The following is a 19,958-nucleotide window of genomic DNA, read 5'->3' as shown; positions in this document are numbered from 1 at the left end:
ACCGAGAGATCTAGTTCCTGAGCCTGTGGTGAAATTGGAGCAGTCTTCAGTCCGAACTGGGGAATCTCTCATCATTTGGAGGTTTGCTATGCCGTTTCCCGCTCCCTATCCCCATGGGCGATCGCAGCGTCGGGGGGTTTTCTTCTCGGCGCTCCTTGCCCTGACCACTCTGCTAATAGCTGTGAGTTTTCAGATTTCCGCCATCGCCCAGGCCCCCAGTGGTGGCAACAGTATCACAGACGTCTACTTCTTCCATACCGCCACCTGTCCCTACTGTCGCCAGCAGGAACCGTTGATGGACTACATCGACGATACCTATCCCCAAGTGCGGTTACGGTCTTACGAAATCGAGGACTTTCCAGACATTTGGCAGGAGGTGCGATCGCGCTACGGCATTACCTCCGGGGGAGTCCCGCGCACCTTCATCGGCGATCGCTCCTTCATTGGCTATAGCGAAGACGATGGCCCCCTACAGTACCAATCCACCCATCAAGGGTATATCGGCTACCGCAACCAAATTATCGCCGCCATTGAGGCAGAAGCCGGGATTGAAATCCGTCTTCCTGAGGGTGCCCTCTCTCCCCGAAGCGTTCCCTGGTGGCTGTTAGCGCTTCCCGCACTCTACACCGTCAGCTATCCCGTGGTTCAGTCTCGCCTCAGAACCCCTGAATCCCGTCGCCTCTGGACAGGGGGACTAGTTCTGACTCTAATTATGAGTCTCTTTGCCTTTGTCGCCCTAACCCCCGAGGGGATTGTCCGTCAATTTGCCGACCAACTCCCCTTTCCCCTATTCGTCTTTACCATTGCCTTTGTCGATGGCTTCAACCCCTGTGCCTTCACCGTATTGGCGATTTTACTCTCCCTGCTGACCTATACCAAACATCGCCGTGACATGATTTTAGTGGGGACCACCTTTGTGATCACCTCAGGGGTGCTCTATTTCATCTCCATCATCGTGATGATTACCGTGGGGACAATTTTCCTAGAACGCTATGGAGCGGTAGTAACCGTGGGTTTGGGGATTATTATCACCCTGGCTGCCCTGATTAACATTAAGGACTTCTTTTTCTTCAAAAAGCTGTTTTCCCTCTCCCTCTCAGAGAAACAGCAGAAACTGATTACCCAGAAAGCCGCCGCCATCGTGCGATCGCTCCAAGCAGCGCGAGGCGATCGCCGTCTATTCGCAGCGGCCCTCGGCGGAACAATTCTCTTATCAATTGTGGTCAACACCCTAGAGTTCGGCTGTACCGCCATCCTGCCAATGATTTACTTCACCCGTCTTTTTGGAGTCTGTCAAGGGGGTTGGAACACCTGTAGCCTCGGCTGGACGGCCATCTACACCACCATCTACACCATTCCCCTATTTGGGATTTTATTGACCTTTATTTTCTCCTTCCGCTCAGCCCGAGTCACCGAATCCCAAGGACGAGTCCTCAAACTCCTAGGGGGAGTCTTTATGCTCTTTTTCGGTCTCATCATGATTTTCAACCCCGAACTCCTCATGATGGGCTAACCCCCCTCTTGCCTCTTGCCTCCCTCCTCCTCCTCCTCCGTGCCCTCCGTGTCTCCGTGGTGACCCTCTTGCCTCTTGCCTTCTTCCCCCCCATGCCCTGGAGTCCCCTACACGCCCAACTTCACACCACCCTAAGACAGCGGAAGCTTCTACATGAGGGCGATCGCCTCCTGATTGCCGTCTCCGGGGGGCAGGATTCCCTCTGCTTAGCCCAACTGGCTTTAGACTTACAACCTAAATGGCATTGGACAATTGCCATCGCCCATTGTGACCATCGCTGGCGAGAGGACTCCGCCGCCAACGCCGCCGCCGTCGCCGAGATGGCCCAACAGTGGCATTGTCCCTATTTTCAGGCCGTCGCCCCAGAACCCCTTTCCAGTGAAGCCGCCGCCCGAACCTGGCGCTATCAGGCCCTAGAAGCGATCGCCCAAGCCCAAGACTACCCCCATCTGCTCACCGGACATACCCAGAGCGATCGCGCTGAGACCCTCCTTTATAACCTCATTCGCGGAGCCGGGGCCGAGGGATTACAGGCCCTCACTTGGCAGCGATCGCTCAGTCCCCATCTAACCCTAACCCGTCCTCTACTCGAACTCTCCCGTCAACAAACCGGCCAATTTTGCCAAACGCGGCAACTCCCCGTCTGGTGGGACTCCAGTAACGACGACCCGACCTATGCCCGCAATCGCCTCCGCTTAGATGTATTGCCCTACTTAGAACAACAATTTCACCCTCAAGTCAGTGCCAACCTCGCTCAAACCGCTGAACTCCTCCAGGCCGACGTGGCCTATCTCAACCAGCAAGCTGAGACCCTGTTAGAGCAGGTTTTGGGCTATGGGGATCAAGCCCTCCATCGGAAGCACCTGAAGGAAGCCCCCCTGGCCCTACAACGTCGGGCCCTGCGATTGTTTCTCAAACAGCACCTAACCCGTGATCCCAGCTTTGCCCATGTTGAGAAACTCCAGCATCTCATCAGCGCCCCCAACCGGAGTCAGAGCGATCCGTTCCCTGGAGGGGCGATCGCCCGTGTGGTTCATCCTTGGATTCATTGGATTCGCCCCAACGGCCCCTAAGCCTTACTCCGGTGCCGTCAGATGTCCCACCACCTCTTGCAATTGTGTGACCGCATTGTGTTGTGAGTCCGTCAATTCCTGGAGATGTTCCAGAGAGCCCGCCAGGGGATCAGCGGTTTGTTTGAGCTGCGTTAGGCGATCGCCCAGTTCATCGAGGAGTTCCTGATACGCATTCACCCGGCCCCAAGTTTGAGCAATTTCCGCGCGGCGATCGCGCAGTTGGCGATCGCGCTCCTTCAACTCCTGAAGTTGTCCCTCATCAGCACTCATCTGTTGTGTCACCTGTCCGCGCAAATCATCCAACTCACCGCGCAGGCTGTTCAACTCCCCTTCCAAGGTTTGCACCTGTTGCTGAAGACCCTGCTGCTGTTCCGTCAGCCGAGACACCAGAGGGCTTAAATCTACCGTTCCCCCAGAACTAACCGGTTCCGGGGGATTCCCCAACCGTCGCCAGAGCACACTCTGATATTGATTCATAATCCGTTCCCGTTCCCGTAGGCTGCGTCGCTGTCCCACCAGGGTATCGTTGAGGAAACCATAACTTTCCTGTAAATCCGCTAACTCAGCCTCCAGAGAAGCGCGATCGCCCTCACCGGCCCGGGCCGCCTTCGCCTCCAGCTCATTGAGATCCAGGCGTTGTAACATCAACTCCTCCTGCTCATCAATCACGAGGCGCATCCCCGTTTCCAGCTCATTTTGTAACTGACGTACCCGCTCCTGAAGGGTATTCAAGGGCATCCGTTCCAGTTCCGACAAATCCACCTCAGGGCCTGAAGCCGTCGCCGGGGCCGTACCCACACCCGACATCTGACTCGCCAAATCCGCCAACCCCGTCAACTGGCCGCGCAACCCCGTCAGCACCTGTTCCTTCACCTCCAGAAGTCGTTCCCGGACCGCCACCTCCGTGCGTTTGCCCGCCAACTCCAATTGGGACTGATGCCACTCACCCCAACGTTGCTCCAAGCCTTGCACCGCCTCATCTAACTGAGATTGGTCATCTTGAGCCTGGGTGCGCCATTCTTCCAGCTGACCCTTACGTTCCCCCAGCCAGGCTTCTTGAGCCGATAACTGGTCTTGAACCGCCGCCAACGAGGTTTGCAATTCCTCCGGTTGTAACATCACCTCTGACAGATACTGGAGCCATTGCTGCAAACTGCCAGCCTGCTCCGCATCAATCGAGCCAGAACCTTGAAGTTCCTCCCGTTCCCCCTGTAACTGAGTCCAAGCCGACTCAAGTTCCTGACGAGACTGCTCAACCTCCTGACGCAAGCGGTCAATCTCCCCCTGTTGCTGTTCAATCTCCCCCTGTTTGGCCTCCAAGCGGGCCAACTCCTGTTGAACATTGTCCACCTCTTCCCGGTGGGCCTCCATCTCCATCTCACGGCGGTTGAGTTCCTGACTTTGATAAGTCAGGGACTGCTTCCACTGCTCAATCTCCTCCTCCTGGGTTTTGAACTTCTCCTGGAAGCGGGAGAAATTTTGCAAAATCTTAACCAGTTGGCCACTGGCTTCCTTGAGGCTCCCTTGAACCTGCTTGCTGGCATTGAGATCCGCAAACACCAGAGCCCCGGAATTAAAGTTCCCAGAATCATCCGCCGGGATAATATCCTCTCCTGGGACTGGAACCCAGTTATATTCCCCTCGCTGACTTGCTAACAGTTTTAGCTCCGTTTTGCCACTGCCGAAAACGCCACTTTTCTTGAGGACTTCCGCTAGATACAGCACGCTTATTTTTCCTTTCCCGAGTTATCGTACAGACGAGACAGGGAATCCGACGCGATCGCCGCGTGGGTCTCGCCCCTGGCCATTATTGAAGATTATGGCCAGCGGTCGTACCCCCAGCACGATCAGTTGAGTCAAGAAACCCCTAACTGAGCATCACTCACTGCGTTTCGTGACCCCAGGTGGTCGTTGTGACCTGTAGACTGGAATGGGGTCACAACTACAAATCCCCCCCTATCCTAACCCGCGTACCACCGTCTGGCACAATCATCTGGCACAATAACAGTTTAGTCGTCATCAATTCTATTCGGTGAAAACGCCAGCCGAGTCCCGAAAGGCCCGGAAACACGGCCGTTGTTCCCCTGAGGATGAACTAGACGATCAAGCAGCGAGCTTAAGAGCCACATGCAGGGAAATTTAAATGAAATTGATATCCGCAGTATCCTGCAACTGATCGAACTCGGTCAGCGCACCGGAGAACTTTTTGTAGAAACCTATAGCTCGCCACCGATTCCGGCTCGCGCCTATAGTCCTGCCCATCTTCAGCGTGAGATGGCCAGCTCTCAGAGTTCCTGGTTTGTCTTTTGTGCCAATGGGCAGTTAGTCTATGCCGGGGGCAGTCCTGATGGCAATTTAACCCGATTACGGGAGTATTTGCGCTACTACCAGCTCGATCACCTCATCGACCAAATTCAACGCTCCGCCTTTGAAACCACGAACGCCCCAGAATATGGCTGTCTCTGGCAATTGCTGGAAAATCATCTGATTGCTCCAGAACAGGGTCGCAGTATTCTCCGTAAAATGGTTTATGAGACCCTCTTTGACCTGCTCAGCCTCCATCAAGGCTCCTTTATCTTCGACATGGGTCCGGCCTTGTCCCCCCAACTGATGACCCTGGAGATGGCAGCGCCCCTGTCCAAAACCGCCAAGCAAGTCCAAGAATGGAAGCAATTTTACCCTCATCTGCAATCGCCCCATCAATGTCCGGCCTTGACGGATGTTGAGTCCCTACAAGCGGAACTCCCTCCCAAGGCTTTTAATACCCTCAACCGTCTCTGTGATGGAAAAACCTCCCTGCGTCAGATGTCCCGCTACCTGCATCGGGATCTCGTCCCCATTGCCCGGGTGATTCACCCCTACATCAAACAGGGACGGGTGCAGATTTTGTCTGCGCCGAATTCTTCCTCAGGGGGCGATCGCCTCGTGGATACGGGATTACGCCCAGCCACAGCCCGGATTCCCAGGATTGTCTGCATTGATGACGAGCGCACCATCCGCAAAACCATTGAACTGATGCTCAAACCCCATGGCTATGAAATCACCTCCTTCGGCAGTTCCCTCAAAGCTCTGTCCCTCGTGTTCCCCCTGAAACCCGACCTCATCCTCTGTGACATCGCCATGCCCGAACCCGACGGCTATGAACTCTGTGCCATGTTGCGTAAATCGCGGGCCTTCCGTCAAACACCAATTATCATGTTAACCGGCCGGGATGGCTTTATCGATCGCGTGCGAGCGCGAATGGTGGGGGCAACAGATTATCTCACTAAACCCTTTGGGGAACAGGAACTGCTCATGCTCCTGGAAACCTATATCGGGCCAGGCATTGACGGACCCATACCCTCCGTCGATACCTCCCTAGACGATCCAGCCTTAGAGGTCTAAGATCCCACTCAAGTGTCAAATCAGTCGGGAACTTGCCTTCAGATGGGTTTGCCTCCTAGTCTATAATCGTGATTAGTTCTCAGGCGCGGAGTCAGCAGATTCAGTTACCGGATGCCGTCGACACCGGAGCCGTCTGATAACGTTATGTTAATGGCGAACCTCAAACAGGCAGCAGAGCAATCTACCCCGATCAACTGTCAGGGTTCGGACGCGAGCGTTCGGTCAGGATTCGCGAGCAGGTAAGTAAGTAAATGAGTAAAGTTCTGGTTATTGAAGATAGTGTGACCCAGCGGGAGATGATTGCAAACCTTTTGCGAGGGAGCGGACTAACCGTGATTGAGGCAACAGACGGTGTGGAGGCCTTGGATAAGATTCAGGGCAATCCTCCCGATTTGGTAGTTCTTGATATCGTCATGCCGCGCATGAATGGCTATGAAGTGTGTCGTCGCCTTAAGGCTGACCCAAAAACCCAGAACGTACCCGTGGTGATGTGTTCCTCCAAGGGGGAGGAGTTTGATCGCTACTGGGGGATGAAGCAAGGGGCCGATGCCTATGTGGCTAAACCCTTCCAGCCCACGGAATTGGTGGGAACTGTCAAGCAAATGTTACGGGGTTAAAGAACGAGGCTAATGGTTGGGAACCCAGATTTTTTAATGGGGCAGTCACAAGAGGACTTAGCCTCCGAGTTCCAGGAACTCGAAACCCCTGAAGGGGAGTTACATCTGAGGTTTCAAGTTCCCTCAGGACGAGAACTGGCACTTCCGGCAACGGGAATCCGCGAAGTCCTCGATCCTCCCCCCGATCGCATTACCCCCATGCCCAATGTCTCCCCCCTGCTGCTGGGGACGTTCAATGTGCGGGGGCGCGTAATTTGGGTGGCCGATTTGGGCCAGTTTTTGGGGGATTCCGTCGGTCTAAACACGGATCGCGCTGAAATATTCGTGATCGCGGTCGAAGATCAAGACACTATACTAGGGTTAGCAGTTGAACGGATTGTTAAAATGCAGTGGCTTGATGTAGAAAAACTGCAAATGCCAACGGACATTCCCGATGGTGTCGCACCGTTTCTACGGGGGGAATGGGTCTTTGAAGAAAACGAACGACCTGTGACCCTACGACTGCTTGACCAAGTCTCAATTCTGCGCTCAGCGCGGTGGGCCGCTTGAGGGTTACAATAAGCGCCATGGGAAGCTGCTGGCAGAGTTGGTTCTACATCGCTATGCGGACGGGAACAACGAACGGCGAGCATCTGTCCCTTGCCCGTTGGCGAGAGTACCTGGTCCGCGTCGCAGCGGAAAAGGAGGAATTTTGACGGTAAACCTGGGGGAGGCAGATGGAACCAAGTATTGACTTTGCTCACGAGTACGAACGAGCACAGCAAGTGTATCTGGACGGCAACTATGAGGAAGCCGCACCGCTTGTTGACCAGCTCGTAGATCAGTATCCTGAAGACCCCAGTACTCGGTTACTTCGAGGACATATTTACTGCGGACTCCAGCACTATGATGTGGCCCGAGGTGAGTATGAACAGGTCTTTCAGATTACTGATGAGGCTGAGTTTCATGATCACGCTCAACAGGCCTTGGCCTATGTGGACCAGGTGGATGTCAATGGCGGCGGTGCTATTGGAGAGTTTGAAGAATTTGAAGAATTTGAAGAGTTTGAAGCTCTAGAAGGCAGCCCGTCCGACCCGACTGATGAAGAGGTCTTAACTGAGGATTGGTCTCAGGAAGAGGAAACGGCGATCCTTGATGAGGAGCTTGAGGAGGGGTTTGAGGACGAGGCCCCGGAGGAGGATCCCTTTGCCCTAGGAGATGATTGGACTGAACCGACGGGAGATGAAGACGACTTTGAGGGGGACTTGGGTCACTTCGACCTATCCCCCGATGCCCCAGAAGAGGGCGATGAGGAGGGTGATAATCCTTTTAACCTCGACCAATCCCCGGATTGGGGCGACCTGGATTCCTGGGAAGAGGGAGTTCCCCAGGAGTTGGAGGAGGGCCTAGAGTCTGAGGAGGACTTCGACGAGTTTGACCTGGACACCGCTGAAACAGTCGCTAATACCGGCTTGCCAGACCCGGAGCTGGATGAGGAGGAGGACAACCCCTTTGTCCAAGAGGAGGAAATGCCCGTCAGCACAGGTTCCGGCGGTGAATGGGGTGATTTGCCCGATTTTCTGCCAGATGAGGAAATGCCCGATTTACTCGGAGGGGAGGAGGGGTCAGCTCCTGAGGGAATAGATGACTTGGAGGATGTGGCTCTCCCCGAACCCTTTGCCGAGTTTGATTCCTTCTCAGAGGATGATTTTGAGGCTGCTGATCCAGAGCATCTTGAAGCTTTAGGTAACAGCGGGGGTCATCTGGATGAGGACTGGGATGATGATCTCGAGGCCGTGCCCTTTGGCGAGTTTGATCCCGATGCTGCTGATGCAGATTTTGGTAGCTTTGGCGCCCTTCATGGGGCCGATCTGGACCGGGATACCTCTGGCGCTGATACCTTTTTGATGTCTCCTCCAGAAGATACCCGAGGCGGGACAGAAACCCGAGAGGCGATCGCCGACTATCCGGAGTCTGATGAAGACTTTGACTTCGAGGCTGGGGAATTGCCCCCCGAAGCCACCGACGATGGGATGCCCTTTGAGCTGCCTATTTCGGGCCAGGGGGATGATTCAGGCTTTGATAGCTTTGATGACTTTGACGATTTCGATGCTCCCGCTGAGGAGGAGTTTCAGGACTATCCCGACGAAACAACCGATGATCCGACCTTTGTCACTCCCGATCCCAATTTGGTCGGGGGCGATCGCTTTGATTTTGATGCCTTCGATGATTTTGGCAGTGAAGACTTCTATGACGATGAGGAATTCACCGCCGACGAAACGGAAGAACCCCAAGCCTCCAGCGTTGACTTCTTAGACGAATTTGAAGACTTTGACGATCTCGGCGAAATCCCCAACTTCGACAGTGAAGACAACACTGATTCCTCTCAGTTCAACACCACCTCCGGCTTCCTAGAAGCCACCATGGACGTTCAGAGTGGCCGCCGGGGTCAGACGGAGTCCTCGGCCATGGACTTCGCTGATATGACCGATGGTTCCATTGTTCAGGACGAAGAACTCTTTACCATCGCCAGCAGCAGCGATCGCGTCCCAGCCTTCGCCCAAACCGAGAGCGGCACGGTAGAGACAGCCGTGACCCTAGAACAAGGGCCCTTCTCCTTTTTCGAGAACGCCAGTCTCAAGAATAAACCCGTGATTGCCGCCTTAACCGCCGGCATTCTCTCAGCGGTTGCCGTAGCGGGAATTAGTCATGTTTCCACGCGCTATCTCGCTAACTCAGAACGCTTTGACATCGAAGTGCGCCGACGCCTGCTGCCCCATGTGCAACTCGGAGGCTTAGCCATGTCCCTAACGGCGGGCTTAGCCGGAGGGGCCACCACCTGGTTCCTCGGCCGCCTCAGTGCTACCCAGGTCAAACGGACGACGGTGGATTTACAGGGTGCCTTTGATGCCGTCTCTCAAGGGGACTTCGGCGTCCGGGCCGCCGTGGTCTCTGAGGATGAGTTGGGGCAGATGTCGGCCAAGTTCAACCAGATGGCCCGGGTCATTTATACCACCACCAACGAAGCCCAACGACGGGCGGAGGAGATGGAACAGGCAAAAGAAGACCTGCAACGACAGGTGATTCGCCTCCTCGATGACGTGGAAGGGGCCGCTCGTGGGGACTTGACCGTAACCGCTGAGGTGACCGCTGACGTTCTCGGGGCAGTGGCAGACTCGTTTAACTTAACGATTCAGAACCTCCGAGAAATCGTCCTTCAGGTGAAACAGGCGGCCCGTCAGGTGAGTAAAGGGGCGACCGATAGTGAATCCTTCGCCCGCAGTTTAGCCTCTGATGCCTTACGCCAAGCTGAAGAGTTAGCGGCAACCCTGAACTCAGTCCAGGTGATGACCAACTCCATTCAACAGGTGGCCAAAAGTGCCCGAGAAGCCGAAGAAGTGGCCCGTTCCGCCTCGGCAACTGCCCTTAAAGGCGGGGAAGCCGTGGAACGGACGGTGGCTAGTATCTTAGAAATTCGGGAAACAGTAGCAGAAACGACGCGAAAAGTCAAGCGTTTGGCAGAATCATCCCAAGAAATTTCTAAAATTGTTGCCCTTATTAGTGGAATTGCCTCCCGAACCAACCTGTTAGCCCTCAATGCCAGTATTGAGGCGGCACGAGCGGGAGAAGCAGGACGGGGCTTTGCCATCGTTGCCGACGAGGTGCGACAGCTCGCAGACCGTTCTGCCAAAGCGCTCAAAGAAATCGAACAGATCGTGATGCAGATTCAGAGTGAAACCGGTTCCGTGATGATGGCAATGGAGGAAGGGCAACAGCAGGTTATCGGCGGCACAAAACTCGCCGAACAGGCCAAGCGATCGCTCGAAGACATTATCCAAGTCGCCAACCGCATTGATGTCCTCGTGCGCTCCATTACCGCTGACACCGTTGAACAGACGGAAACCTCTCGGGCCGTCGCTCAAGTCATGCAAGCGGTTGAGCTGACCGCCCAGGAAACCTCCCAAGAGGCACACCGGGTCTCGGGAGCGTTACAAAACCTGGTGGGAGTCTCCCGGGACTTGCTCACCTCCGTAGAACGATTCCGTGTGGAAACCAACGAACGCTAAACCTCACCCGGCAGAGGCGACCATTGCAACTACCCGAAACAGCCATGGCATCAGAACAATCACAAATCATGGGATTCTTCATCGAAGAATCACGGGATCACCTCGGCACCATTGAGCGCGGTTTGCTCAATCTCGGCAGCACCCTCGACGATCGCGAAATGCTCGACGAGGTCTTTCGTGCCGCCCATTCCGTCAAAGGAGGGGCCGCCATGTTGGGGCTACGGGGGATTCAAAGCGTATCCCATCGCCTCGAAGACTGTTTCAAAATCCTCAAAGATAACCCCATTGCCGCGGACCATCGCCTAGAGTCCCTATTTCTGCAAATCTTTGATAGTCTGCAAGAACTCGTTGACCGCCTCCAAAGTCCCGAGGGCTTGCGTACACAAGATTCTGATCGCGTCATTGTCGAGGTGGAGCCAGTCTGTGAAGAACTGATCACCTACATCAATTGTCTGTCTCGGGGAGAAGTACCACCAGAACCCGCCACGCCCCTTAACCCGGCTTCCCTACCGGTGACCAGTCCCCTGTCCACTCAATCAGAAGAAGACAGCGCCCTGCAATTAATCATGACCAGCGATGTGCTGGCCCGCTTGCGGGAGATGCTGCAACTGTTTAAGCAACCCGATGGCCCGGAAACCCGCCAATCCTTGCGGCAACTCTGTAAACTCCTCGCTCAGGTGGGGGACCAGTTTGAGTTGGAGTCTTGGACTCATTTGGTCAAAACGGCCCAGCGGGCGATCGCCGATACGAACAATACCTTTGCCAGCTTAGCCTCCGTTATTATTAAAGACCTGAAACAGGGACAGGAACTGATCTTAGCCAATCGAGGAGATGATATTGCTCCCAGTCCTGCCCTCTTAGAGCTAGCCCCTCATACCGCTAAGGACTTCAAGACCCCTCAATCCGAGATTCACCAGCCCCCCGAGCTAACGAACCGAAGCCTGGGAGAACCGCAATCATCCCCAGTCGAAGAGGTTCCCGTCTCAAGAGAGCATCCTAAACCCAGTCGCGCCGACACTCAAGGTCCCGAGGTGGGCGGCTCAGAACTGAGCAGTTTGGCCGATTTATTTGAAGGGGGCAACGACGACCTCGATGAATGGGAAGAGGTCAGCCACTTCGACCCCTCAGGCATGAGTGATCCCCCCCATGGACTGGTCAGCGATGAGGATAGCGAATTTTCCGATTTCTTTCTCGACGACGACAGCTCAGACCCCGAGCCTTCTGGGGGAGATGATGAGGAGTTTACCGATGATGAGCTTTTTGATGACACCTGGGACGATGACAGCTCAGCCGCTGAACCAGAAGTAGCCGTGCCAGAGGAGGCGCACGAACTTCAGGATTTACTGGATGTGGGCACTGACGACCAACTGGACGAAGCTGGACCAGAGGCGGAAACAGGCTCAGAGCTACTGGATGTATTAGAGTTTGAGGATGGGGACGCCGATGAGACTCCCCTCCTCGATCAAAGTCTCAGTTTAGGAGATGAGAGTACCGCCGAACTCGAAGCCTTATTTGGGAGTTCCGATGGACAACAGTGGAATCCGACCACCACCGAGTCGGATTTGCAGTTTGACGACATCTTTGCCGTCGATGAGTCCGAGGAGATGTCTCCCGAACAGGAGGAGGCGGGGGAAGACTTTGACTTTGAGTTAGATTTTCAGCTTGATGGCGGACAGACCCCTGCACCCGAGGCCGTCTCGTTGGACTCAGAGGACGAGGAGTTAAACTTTGATGAGCTAGAGTTTGAGGATGAGGCCGAAGGTAGCCTGACCCAGACCAAGGCTCAGGAGACCACGCAGACGGGAGACTTAGACTTAGACTTAGATTTAGATGAGTTGGAGTTAGACTTCGATTTAGAGGCGGAACCCGAGGCGGCGTCTACGGGAATGGAGACCTCCGATGAAGATTTGGGTTTTGAGTGGGATGAGTTTAATTTGGAGGCGGAACCTGAGGCAGCATCGGCAGAAATGGAGACCTCCGATGAAGATTTGGGTTTTGAGTGGGATGAGTTTAATTTGGAGGCGGAACCTGAGGCAGCATCGGCAGAAATGGAGACCTCCGATGAGGATTTGGATTTTGAGTGGGATGAGTTTAATTTAGAGGCGGAACCTGAGACAGATCCCGATGCTTCTGAGTTGACGTTGACGTTGGAGTTCGAGGATGAGGAGGTTCCTGAGTCCTCAGATGATGAGACTGAGGGGTTAGATCTGGAGTCTTTTGATTTAGCCCATTTTTCAGAAGACCAGGAGCCCCTTGAGAGCATTGAGGAGTTATCGTTAGATGACCTCCTAGGGGAAAACTATGACGATGTCGGAAATCGTGACGAACGGTCTTCTTTCGCCGCCGAGATTCAGCTGCAACCCCAAGCCGACCATGAGGAAGACTTGAACTTTGATGATATGTTTGCTGATGAGTTCCCAGAGGAGGAAACGTCAGACTCCCAAGCCACCGCCGAAACCCCGGAGCCGGCCCCCCATAGAACTCGGCCACAGGAGTTGACTGAGGTTGCTCCTGAGATGGAGATTGCCGTTGTCAATGAGTTTCCTGAGTTACAGGTGCTGTTGAGTATTGCCCCACAATTTTTAGGGGAGGATGGCTTCGACGAGTTAGCCGCCTATTTAGATCAGACGGATTCCCCAACTTTGTCGGCCCCTGCTGAAGAGGCAACGGATGATTTTAAAGATCTCGAAGATCTCTTAGATCTTGATGGAACGGGACCCTTGGGGGCCACGAGCCGACCTCCCCAGAGAGCCAACGAAACACCCCCAACAACGGGTCGCTCAGCAGGGGGGAGTGGCCGGCCCAAACGCACCACGCGGCCGGCGTTTGAGCAAACGATGCGGGTTCCCATTAAACAACTGGATAATTTGAGTAACCTGGTTGGGGAGTTGGTGGTGAATCGTAATAGCTTGGAACAGGACCAAGAACGGTTACGACAGTTTCTCGATAATTTGTTGCACCAAGTCAGTCAACTGACGGAAGTGGGGCAACGAATGCAGGATTTGTATGAGCGAACGTTGCTGGAGATGGCACTCTTAGCTAGTCGTCAGCATCGTAAGTCCCTTCATGCAGCTGAATCTCGGGCGAGGAATAGCGGTGATCCTAGCTTAATTACTCAGGGACAGATGCAAGGACATAGTCATCATGCTCAGGACGATGGGGAATATGACGCTCTGGAGATGGACCGCTTTACGGCGTTCCATGAACAGGCTCAGGATATCATTGAGTTGATTGTGCGAGTGCGAGAGTCGGCTTCGGATATTGAGTTCTTGGTGGATGAGAATGACCAGGTGACTCGTCAGTTGCGGCAGATTACCACTCAGTTACAAGAAGGCCTAACGCGATCGCGCATGGTTCCCTTCTCCAATGCGGCAGACCGCCTACCCCGAGGGGTGCGGGATAATGCCCTCAAGTTTGGCAAGCAGGTAGAGTTACAGGTCGATGGTCGCGAGACGCTGATTGACCGCATGATTCTGGAACATCTCACTGATCCCTTGACACATTTGGTAAATAATGCTATAGCTCACGGCATTGAGACGCCAGAGGAACGGCACGCCAAAGGCAAACCCCCCACGGGAAAAATTAACATCAGTACGTTCCACCAAGGTAACCAAACTATTATTGCCATTGCCGATGATGGGGCGGGGATTGACACAGAGAAGGTCAAAAATAAAGCGATTCAGAAGGGGCTAATTACCGCACAACAGGCCCAGGGAATGACTCGTTTGGATATTTATGATCTGTTGCTGTTGCCTGGGTTTAGTACCCGCGACAAAGCTGATGACTTGGCTGGACGGGGTGTGGGGATGGATGTGGTGAACACCAAACTCAATGAAATTCGCGGGGTGGTGAGTACGGATTCGACCTTGGGCAAAGGGACGACCTTTACGATTCGTTTGCCGTTAACCCTGAGTATTTCTAAGGCCCTGTGTTGTATTAGCGATCGCGCCCCCATTGCCTTCCCGATGGATGGGGTTGGGGAAGTGTTGGATAATTTGCCGGTCGATCGCATTGTCACGGAGGCCGATGGACGGGCCTTTGTGCAATGGCGCGATCGTCAGGTTCCCTATCAGCCGCTGCGGGAGTTGTTTACCTACAACCGCACCTCGCGGCGATCGCAGATGTACGGGGCCAACCTGGAGGAGGATACGATTTCCGTGGTGATTCTGCGCTCAGCGGGGAGTTATTTAGCCATCTCCGTCGATCAAATTGTCGGGGAACAGGAAATCGTGATCAAACAACTGGAGGGCCCCATTCCCAAACCGACGGGAATTACGGGAGCCACGGTGATGGGGGATGGACGAATTGTCCCCATTGCCGATGTGCTGGAGTTAATTGATCTGTCCATGGGCCGCGTCCGTCATGATTCGAGTAATTTGCTTTGGAACGCCGAAGAGTTAGCGGGCCAAGAGGGTGAAATCCTTGAGGAAGAGAAGACAGAACCCTTAGTCTTGATTGTGGACGACTCGATTACCGTGCGCGAGTTGTTGTCGATGACCTTTAAAAAATCCGGCTACCGCGTCGAACAGGCCCGGGATGGCCAGGAAGCCTGGGAAAAACTGCGATCGGGCTTACCCTGTGAACTGGTCTTCTGCGATATGGAAATGCCCCGTATGAACGGGATGGAACTCTTGGAACGGATGTATCATGACGAGTATCTCTCGGATTTACCCATCGCCATGCTCACCTCCCGGACCGCAGAGAAAATGAAACGCAAGGCAGCAGATTTGGGGGCGCGAGGCTATTTCACGAAACCCTATTTAGAAGAAGTGCTGTTAGATGCAGCAGCGCGAATGCTGAATGGGGAGGTGTTGATGACGGCGTCGGAACCGGTGGGGAGTGATTAGGGGAAGAGGGAACAGGGAACAGGGGGGAGGCAAGAGGCAAGAGGCAAGAGGCAAGAGCCAAGGGGCAAGAGGTGGGGATGTTCTTCGTTAAAGGATGCTACAGCCCATTGCCGATGAGAATAAACGGCGCCCAATAGTAGGGATGAGCTAGGGGATCTCCCATGGGGTTTTGTCTCTGCCCGCCCCGAATCTCTATATCTCCCCGACGACCGCCTACCGCCGTATAGTCCCCGGTAATCAAAGCCATCTGGGCCTCTCGCAGGGCTTCCGCCTTGGGTAAGCCCAGTTGCATGGCCCCATAGAAGCCATTCATCAACACCTGGGTCCCGCCATCACTGACGACCCACAGCGAGGCGATCGCCGCCCGGGCCCCGGTACGCTGAATCTGATACCCAAACCCCAGAATCTCCACCCCTGTACCCAACTCCGGCCCACTCACCGCCGTCTCACAGGCGCTGAGCACCACCAGGGCAGCGTTAGGTAACTCCCATTGGTCGAGGTCAAACAGGGTAATACGATCGCCATCCCCGAGCAAAATAAACGAGTCATTGGGATGACCCGATTGAAAGGTTCCGTGGGTGGCCAGGTGAATAATGGTGTGGTCTCCCAGGCGAGGCTCAATGGCTTGACGATTGAATCCCGCACTAAAAAAGGCCACCGTCCCCGGTAAGTTAGCCTCAAGATTCTCCACCTCCACCTGGGCGTAAGGCAGACCATTGAAGTATCGTTGTACCCCCGCCACCTCTACCGCCAAGTCTTCAGCCGGGAAGGCTCCAGCCAGGATGCTCAGGGGAGCGGCTTGGGATTGGGAGAAGTCCATCAGGGAAGCGGCAGTAATGTGGTTGACGGTATAACGCTGGGTCAACCATTGGTCACCATCATGGAGGGCCGCCAGGGGAATATAGCGTAATTGGCCGTCAGCGGCGTAGAGGATGGTTTCGGCTCCCGCTCGGTCAATCTCCTGGGTTAAGGGGGCAATTAGCCATTGATACAACTGCTGGGCGTTGGGGTGGGGATGACTGAACGGGTCTAGGATGTCGGAGCGGAAGGCGGCGATCACCCGGTTTAGCTGCACCCGGTCAACAGAGACAGTGTGGCGGGAAATGCCCGTGGTGGTGACCAGGACGAGTTCCAGGCGATCGTCGAGGACGAGGGGATAGAGTAGGGCGGCGTTACCGGCTTGTTGCAGGTTGCCTTGCAGGCGGGCTAGTTGTTCCGGGTTAGGGTTTTGGCTGCGGGCATTACGTTGGAGTTGGGCAACGCGCTCTGTAATCGCGGTGCTGGTGAAGAAGGTTTGGGGGTCGGTATGGGTTTCTAAGTGGCTGTAGAAGCGGTCTATAATTTCCCGCTCGGGTTGCCAGAAGGACAGCCCTTGGCGGGTTTCCTCGGTGCCTCGCACGTTGCGGATTTGGTAGTCTTCGAGTTCTTGTAGTTTCAGCAGGTCGAGGACTTCTTGGGCTTCGAGGACGCGGTCTTGTTGGAGGAGGAGGTCGGCGAGGCGGCGGTAGTCGTCGGCGACGGTGTCGGTGAAGGATTGTTGCAGGTCGGTGTCGAGCTGGCGAATATCGCCGCGTATGGCTTCGAGGATATCGACGCTGGCCTTGAGGAAGGTGATGGCGAGTTCGGGTTGGCCTTGGCGGTTGAGGGGTCTGCCGATATTGCTGAGGACGGTGGCTTCTTCAGCCCGGGCACCGAGTTCGTTAAAGAGGGCGACGGCTTGGCAGTACTGCTCTAGGGCGAGCTCGTACTGCCCCAGGCTAAAGTAAGCACTGCCCAAATTGCCCAGGGCGATGCCTTCCCCACCGTGATCGCCAATCTCGCGGGCGATCGCCAGCCGTTGTTCATAGAAGTCAATGGCGCGCTCGTACTGCCCCAGACTGTTGTAAACATTGCCCAAATTGCCCAGGGCGCTGCCTTCCCCAGCCCGATCTCCTATCTCGCGGGCGATCGCTAGGTATTGTTCAGAGAAGTCAATGGCGCGCTCGTACTGCCCCAGGTTGTCGTAAACAATGCCCAAATTTCCCAGGGCGCTGCCTTCCCCAGCGCGATCGCCTATCTCGCGGGCGATTACTAGGGATTGTTCATAGAAATCAATGGCGCGCTCGTACTGCCCCAGACTGCGGTAAGCAACACCCAAGTTGTTCAGGGCACGGCCTTCCCCCGCGCGATCACCTATCTCACGGGCAATCTCTAGGTGTTGTTCATAGAAGTCAATGGCGCGCTCGTACTGCCCCAGGTTGTCGTAAACAATGCCCAAATTTCCCAGGGCGCCGCCTTCCCCAGCGCGATCGCCGATCTCGCGGGCGATCGCCAGGTATTGTTCATAGAAGTCAATGGCGCGTTCGTACTCCCCCAGACTGTTGTAAACATTGCCCAAACCACCCAGGGAGTTGCCTTCCCCAGCGCGATCGCCGATCTCGCGGGCGATCGCCAGGTATTGTTCATAGAAGTCAATGGCGCGTTCGTACTGCCCCAGGTTGTCGTAAACATTGCCCAAACCACCCAGGGAGTTGCCTTCCCCAGCCCGATTGCCGATCTCGCGGGCGATCGCCAGGTATTGTTCATAGAAGTCAATGGCGCGCTCGTACTGCCCCAGACTGTTGTAAACATTGCCCAAATTCCCCAGGGCCCGGCCTTCCCCAGCGCGATCGCCAATCTCGCGGTTAATAGCCAGGGATTGTTCATAAAAGTCAATGGCGCGCTCGTACTGCCCCAGGTTGTCGTAAACAATGCCCAAATTTCCCAGGGCGCGGCCTTCCCCAGCGCGATCGCCGATCTCGCGGGTAATAGCCAGGGATTGTTCATAAAAGTCAATGGCGCGCTCGTACTGCCCCAGGTTGTCGTAAACAATGCCCAAATTTCCCAGGGCGCGGCCTTCCCCAGCGCGATCGCCGATCTCCCGCAAGATCGCTAGGTGTTGTTCATGGAAGGCAATGGCGCGCTCGTACTGCCCCAGACTGTTGTAAACATTGCCCAAATTCCCCAGGGCCCGGCCTTCCTCAGCGCGATTCCCTGCTGCTCGATAGAGTTCTAACGCCCGTTCCCAAGAGGCCAACGCTTCTCGAAATTGACTGCGGTTGAACTGCTCAATTCCCTGCTGGAGCAATTGGTCAGCTTCAGCATTCGCACTTGCACGCTCCTGTTCCCGTTGATACTCTTCAGCCCTAATGGCCACCACCGTCAGCCGATAGCGTCCCCGTCCCGAAGCGTCATAGGCATTAGCAATCACCGAATAGCGGCCCGTTTTGGGAAGTTGAATAGAGATTAGAGCGTTGAACCCTTCACCACCATCATCATCTTCTGCGACCCGCTCACCCTCAGGACCAACCAGAATTAGATAGGCATCAAAGTCATCACTATCGAGGCGAATTTCAACGAACTGTCCCGCTTCACCCTCAAAAGTGTGTAGGTCGTACAAACTGCCATCCGGTAAGACCTCATCACCATCCTCTAGTTCCCCTTCGACCTCTAGTAGGGCTGCGGTTTCAGCCTGCTTTAACCCCGTCTGGGGCTGCGAAGATGCCAATTTGCCCAATCCTTGCGGTGCTGGCGGCAAGGGCAACCCAGCTTTCCAATCCAAGGATTTTGTCTCTAAGTCTATGACTGGCAACGTTGCCGCCACCGGGTTTGCACTCAAGTCAGGCCAAAGCCCCAATTCCCAAGGGATTCCCTGATTAGGGAGAGGGATTTGCCGTCGTCCGGCGGCCATGACCCCCTCCACTGCTGACAGCCACAGGGCCGTCGTCACCAGCATCCCCACCCACTTGCCCCTATGAGCCATGATTGCCCGCCTCCCGATTTTATCTAGTGACGTTCATCGATCCGCCCCTATCCGTTGGTTCTCAGCTTCCGTCTGGGGTACTAGGGGATATTCCTAAAATTGTATACCTCTGAGCCGGGAGAGCTTATTCAGCGTTATAAAAAAAACGATGGGAAGGGGGGAGATGGGAGAGTCTAGGGTTCGATGGGTTCTCCGGCGGCTTGCCAACCGGCGAGACTGGGGGTGAAGGATTGCACGTTGTCGTAGCCGAGGAGTTGCAGGCTGGTGAGTGCCATGGCGGTTCGATAGCCACTGCGACAGTAGAGGACGACTGGGCGATTTTTGGGAATCTGATTCAGGTTTTGACTGATAGTTCGCAGGGGGATGTTGACAGCAGTGGGAATATGCCCATCGGCGTATTCGGAGGGTTCGCGAACATCGATGACGAGGGGATTGTCTCGCTTCATGAGGTCTTTGAGGGCTTGGGTGTCCCCGACTCGGTGATAATCAGCCGGAATCGAGGTCAGAAATTCATCGATCGCCTCGAACACTTCTACCGAGTCGGCAGTATGGCTGGCCAGGGCCGACGATAGGGCAATTGAGAAACTACAGAGACACGCAAGAATCAGGGTCAACAACAGTTTTTTCATGGAAGTGATAGCCAAAATAAATAGGACAAAAAATGGAAAAAAGCAGGCCATAGGCAGTAGGCATAACC

Annotated in this window: 10 protein-coding genes; 7 read left to right on the top strand and 3 right to left on the bottom strand. The window is 54.9% G+C overall.

Going from position 1 to position 19,958, the window contains the following annotated elements; genetic code table 11:
- The first annotated feature begins 88 nt into the window (after positions 1 to 88).
- The gene (locus tag NEA10_RS17570; protein ID WP_252662642.1) at positions 89 to 1,513 is read left to right on the top strand and encodes a glutaredoxin family protein; all 1,425 of its coding nucleotides are present in this window, start codon (positions 89 to 91) and stop codon (positions 1,511 to 1,513) included.
- Positions 1,514 to 1,605: 92 nt separating this feature from the next.
- Entirely contained in the window at positions 1,606 to 2,586 is a 981-nt protein-coding gene (tilS, locus tag NEA10_RS17565) for a tRNA lysidine(34) synthetase TilS (protein WP_252662641.1), read from the top strand.
- 3 nt (positions 2,587 to 2,589) lie between these two features.
- On the opposite strand, the gene hmpF is transcribed toward tilS, so the two are convergent.
- Complete coding sequence (gene hmpF / locus NEA10_RS17560; RefSeq protein ID WP_252662640.1) at positions 2,590 to 4,311, bottom strand: pilus motility taxis protein HmpF; 1,722 nt, start codon at positions 4,309 to 4,311, stop codon at positions 2,590 to 2,592.
- A gap of 402 nt (positions 4,312 to 4,713) precedes the next feature.
- On the opposite strand from hmpF, the gene NEA10_RS17555 reads away from it, so the two are divergent.
- The 5 genes from NEA10_RS17555 (at position 4,714) to NEA10_RS17535 (ending at position 15,480) form a co-directional block, all read left to right on the top strand.
- Positions 4,714 to 5,970 (top strand): response regulator, encoded by a 1,257-nt coding sequence (locus NEA10_RS17555; protein ID WP_252662639.1) that lies wholly within the window; start codon positions 4,714 to 4,716, stop codon positions 5,968 to 5,970.
- A gap of 251 nt (positions 5,971 to 6,221) precedes the next feature.
- Positions 6,222 to 6,587 carry a response regulator transcription factor gene (locus tag NEA10_RS17550; protein ID WP_068789591.1) on the top strand — a complete coding sequence of 122 codons (366 nt, stop codon included), beginning with the start codon at positions 6,222 to 6,224 and terminating at the stop codon, positions 6,585 to 6,587.
- A 12-nt stretch (positions 6,588 to 6,599) separates the two neighbouring features.
- The gene (locus NEA10_RS17545; RefSeq protein ID WP_252662638.1) at positions 6,600 to 7,136 is read left to right on the top strand and encodes a chemotaxis protein CheW; all 537 of its coding nucleotides are present in this window, start codon (positions 6,600 to 6,602) and stop codon (positions 7,134 to 7,136) included.
- Between the two features lie 167 nt (positions 7,137 to 7,303).
- On the top strand, positions 7,304 to 10,633 hold the full coding sequence (locus tag NEA10_RS17540) for a methyl-accepting chemotaxis protein (protein WP_252662637.1): 3,330 nt from the start codon (positions 7,304 to 7,306) through the stop codon (positions 10,631 to 10,633).
- Positions 10,634 to 10,677: 44 nt separating this feature from the next.
- Complete coding sequence (locus NEA10_RS17535; RefSeq protein WP_252662636.1) at positions 10,678 to 15,480, top strand: hybrid sensor histidine kinase/response regulator; 4,803 nt, start codon at positions 10,678 to 10,680, stop codon at positions 15,478 to 15,480.
- Positions 15,481 to 15,577: 97 nt separating this feature from the next.
- Here NEA10_RS17535 and NEA10_RS17530 read toward each other — a convergent pair whose 3' ends face one another.
- Together NEA10_RS17530 and NEA10_RS17525 are read right to left on the bottom strand one after the other, a co-directional pair.
- Positions 15,578 to 19,261, bottom strand: a complete 3,684-nt coding sequence (locus NEA10_RS17530) for a tetratricopeptide repeat protein (RefSeq protein ID WP_252662635.1) — start codon at positions 19,259 to 19,261, stop codon at positions 15,578 to 15,580.
- 173 nt (positions 19,262 to 19,434) lie between these two features.
- Complete coding sequence (locus NEA10_RS17525; protein ID WP_252662634.1) at positions 19,435 to 19,905, bottom strand: rhodanese-like domain-containing protein; 471 nt, start codon at positions 19,903 to 19,905, stop codon at positions 19,435 to 19,437.
- Positions 19,906 to 19,958: the final 53 nt, after the last annotated feature.

The sequence above is a fragment of the Phormidium yuhuli AB48 genome (assembly GCF_023983615.1).
Lineage (GTDB): Bacteria > Cyanobacteriota > Cyanobacteriia > Cyanobacteriales > Geitlerinemataceae > Sodalinema > Sodalinema yuhuli.
This window is presented reverse-complemented; position numbering and strand designations above follow the sequence as displayed.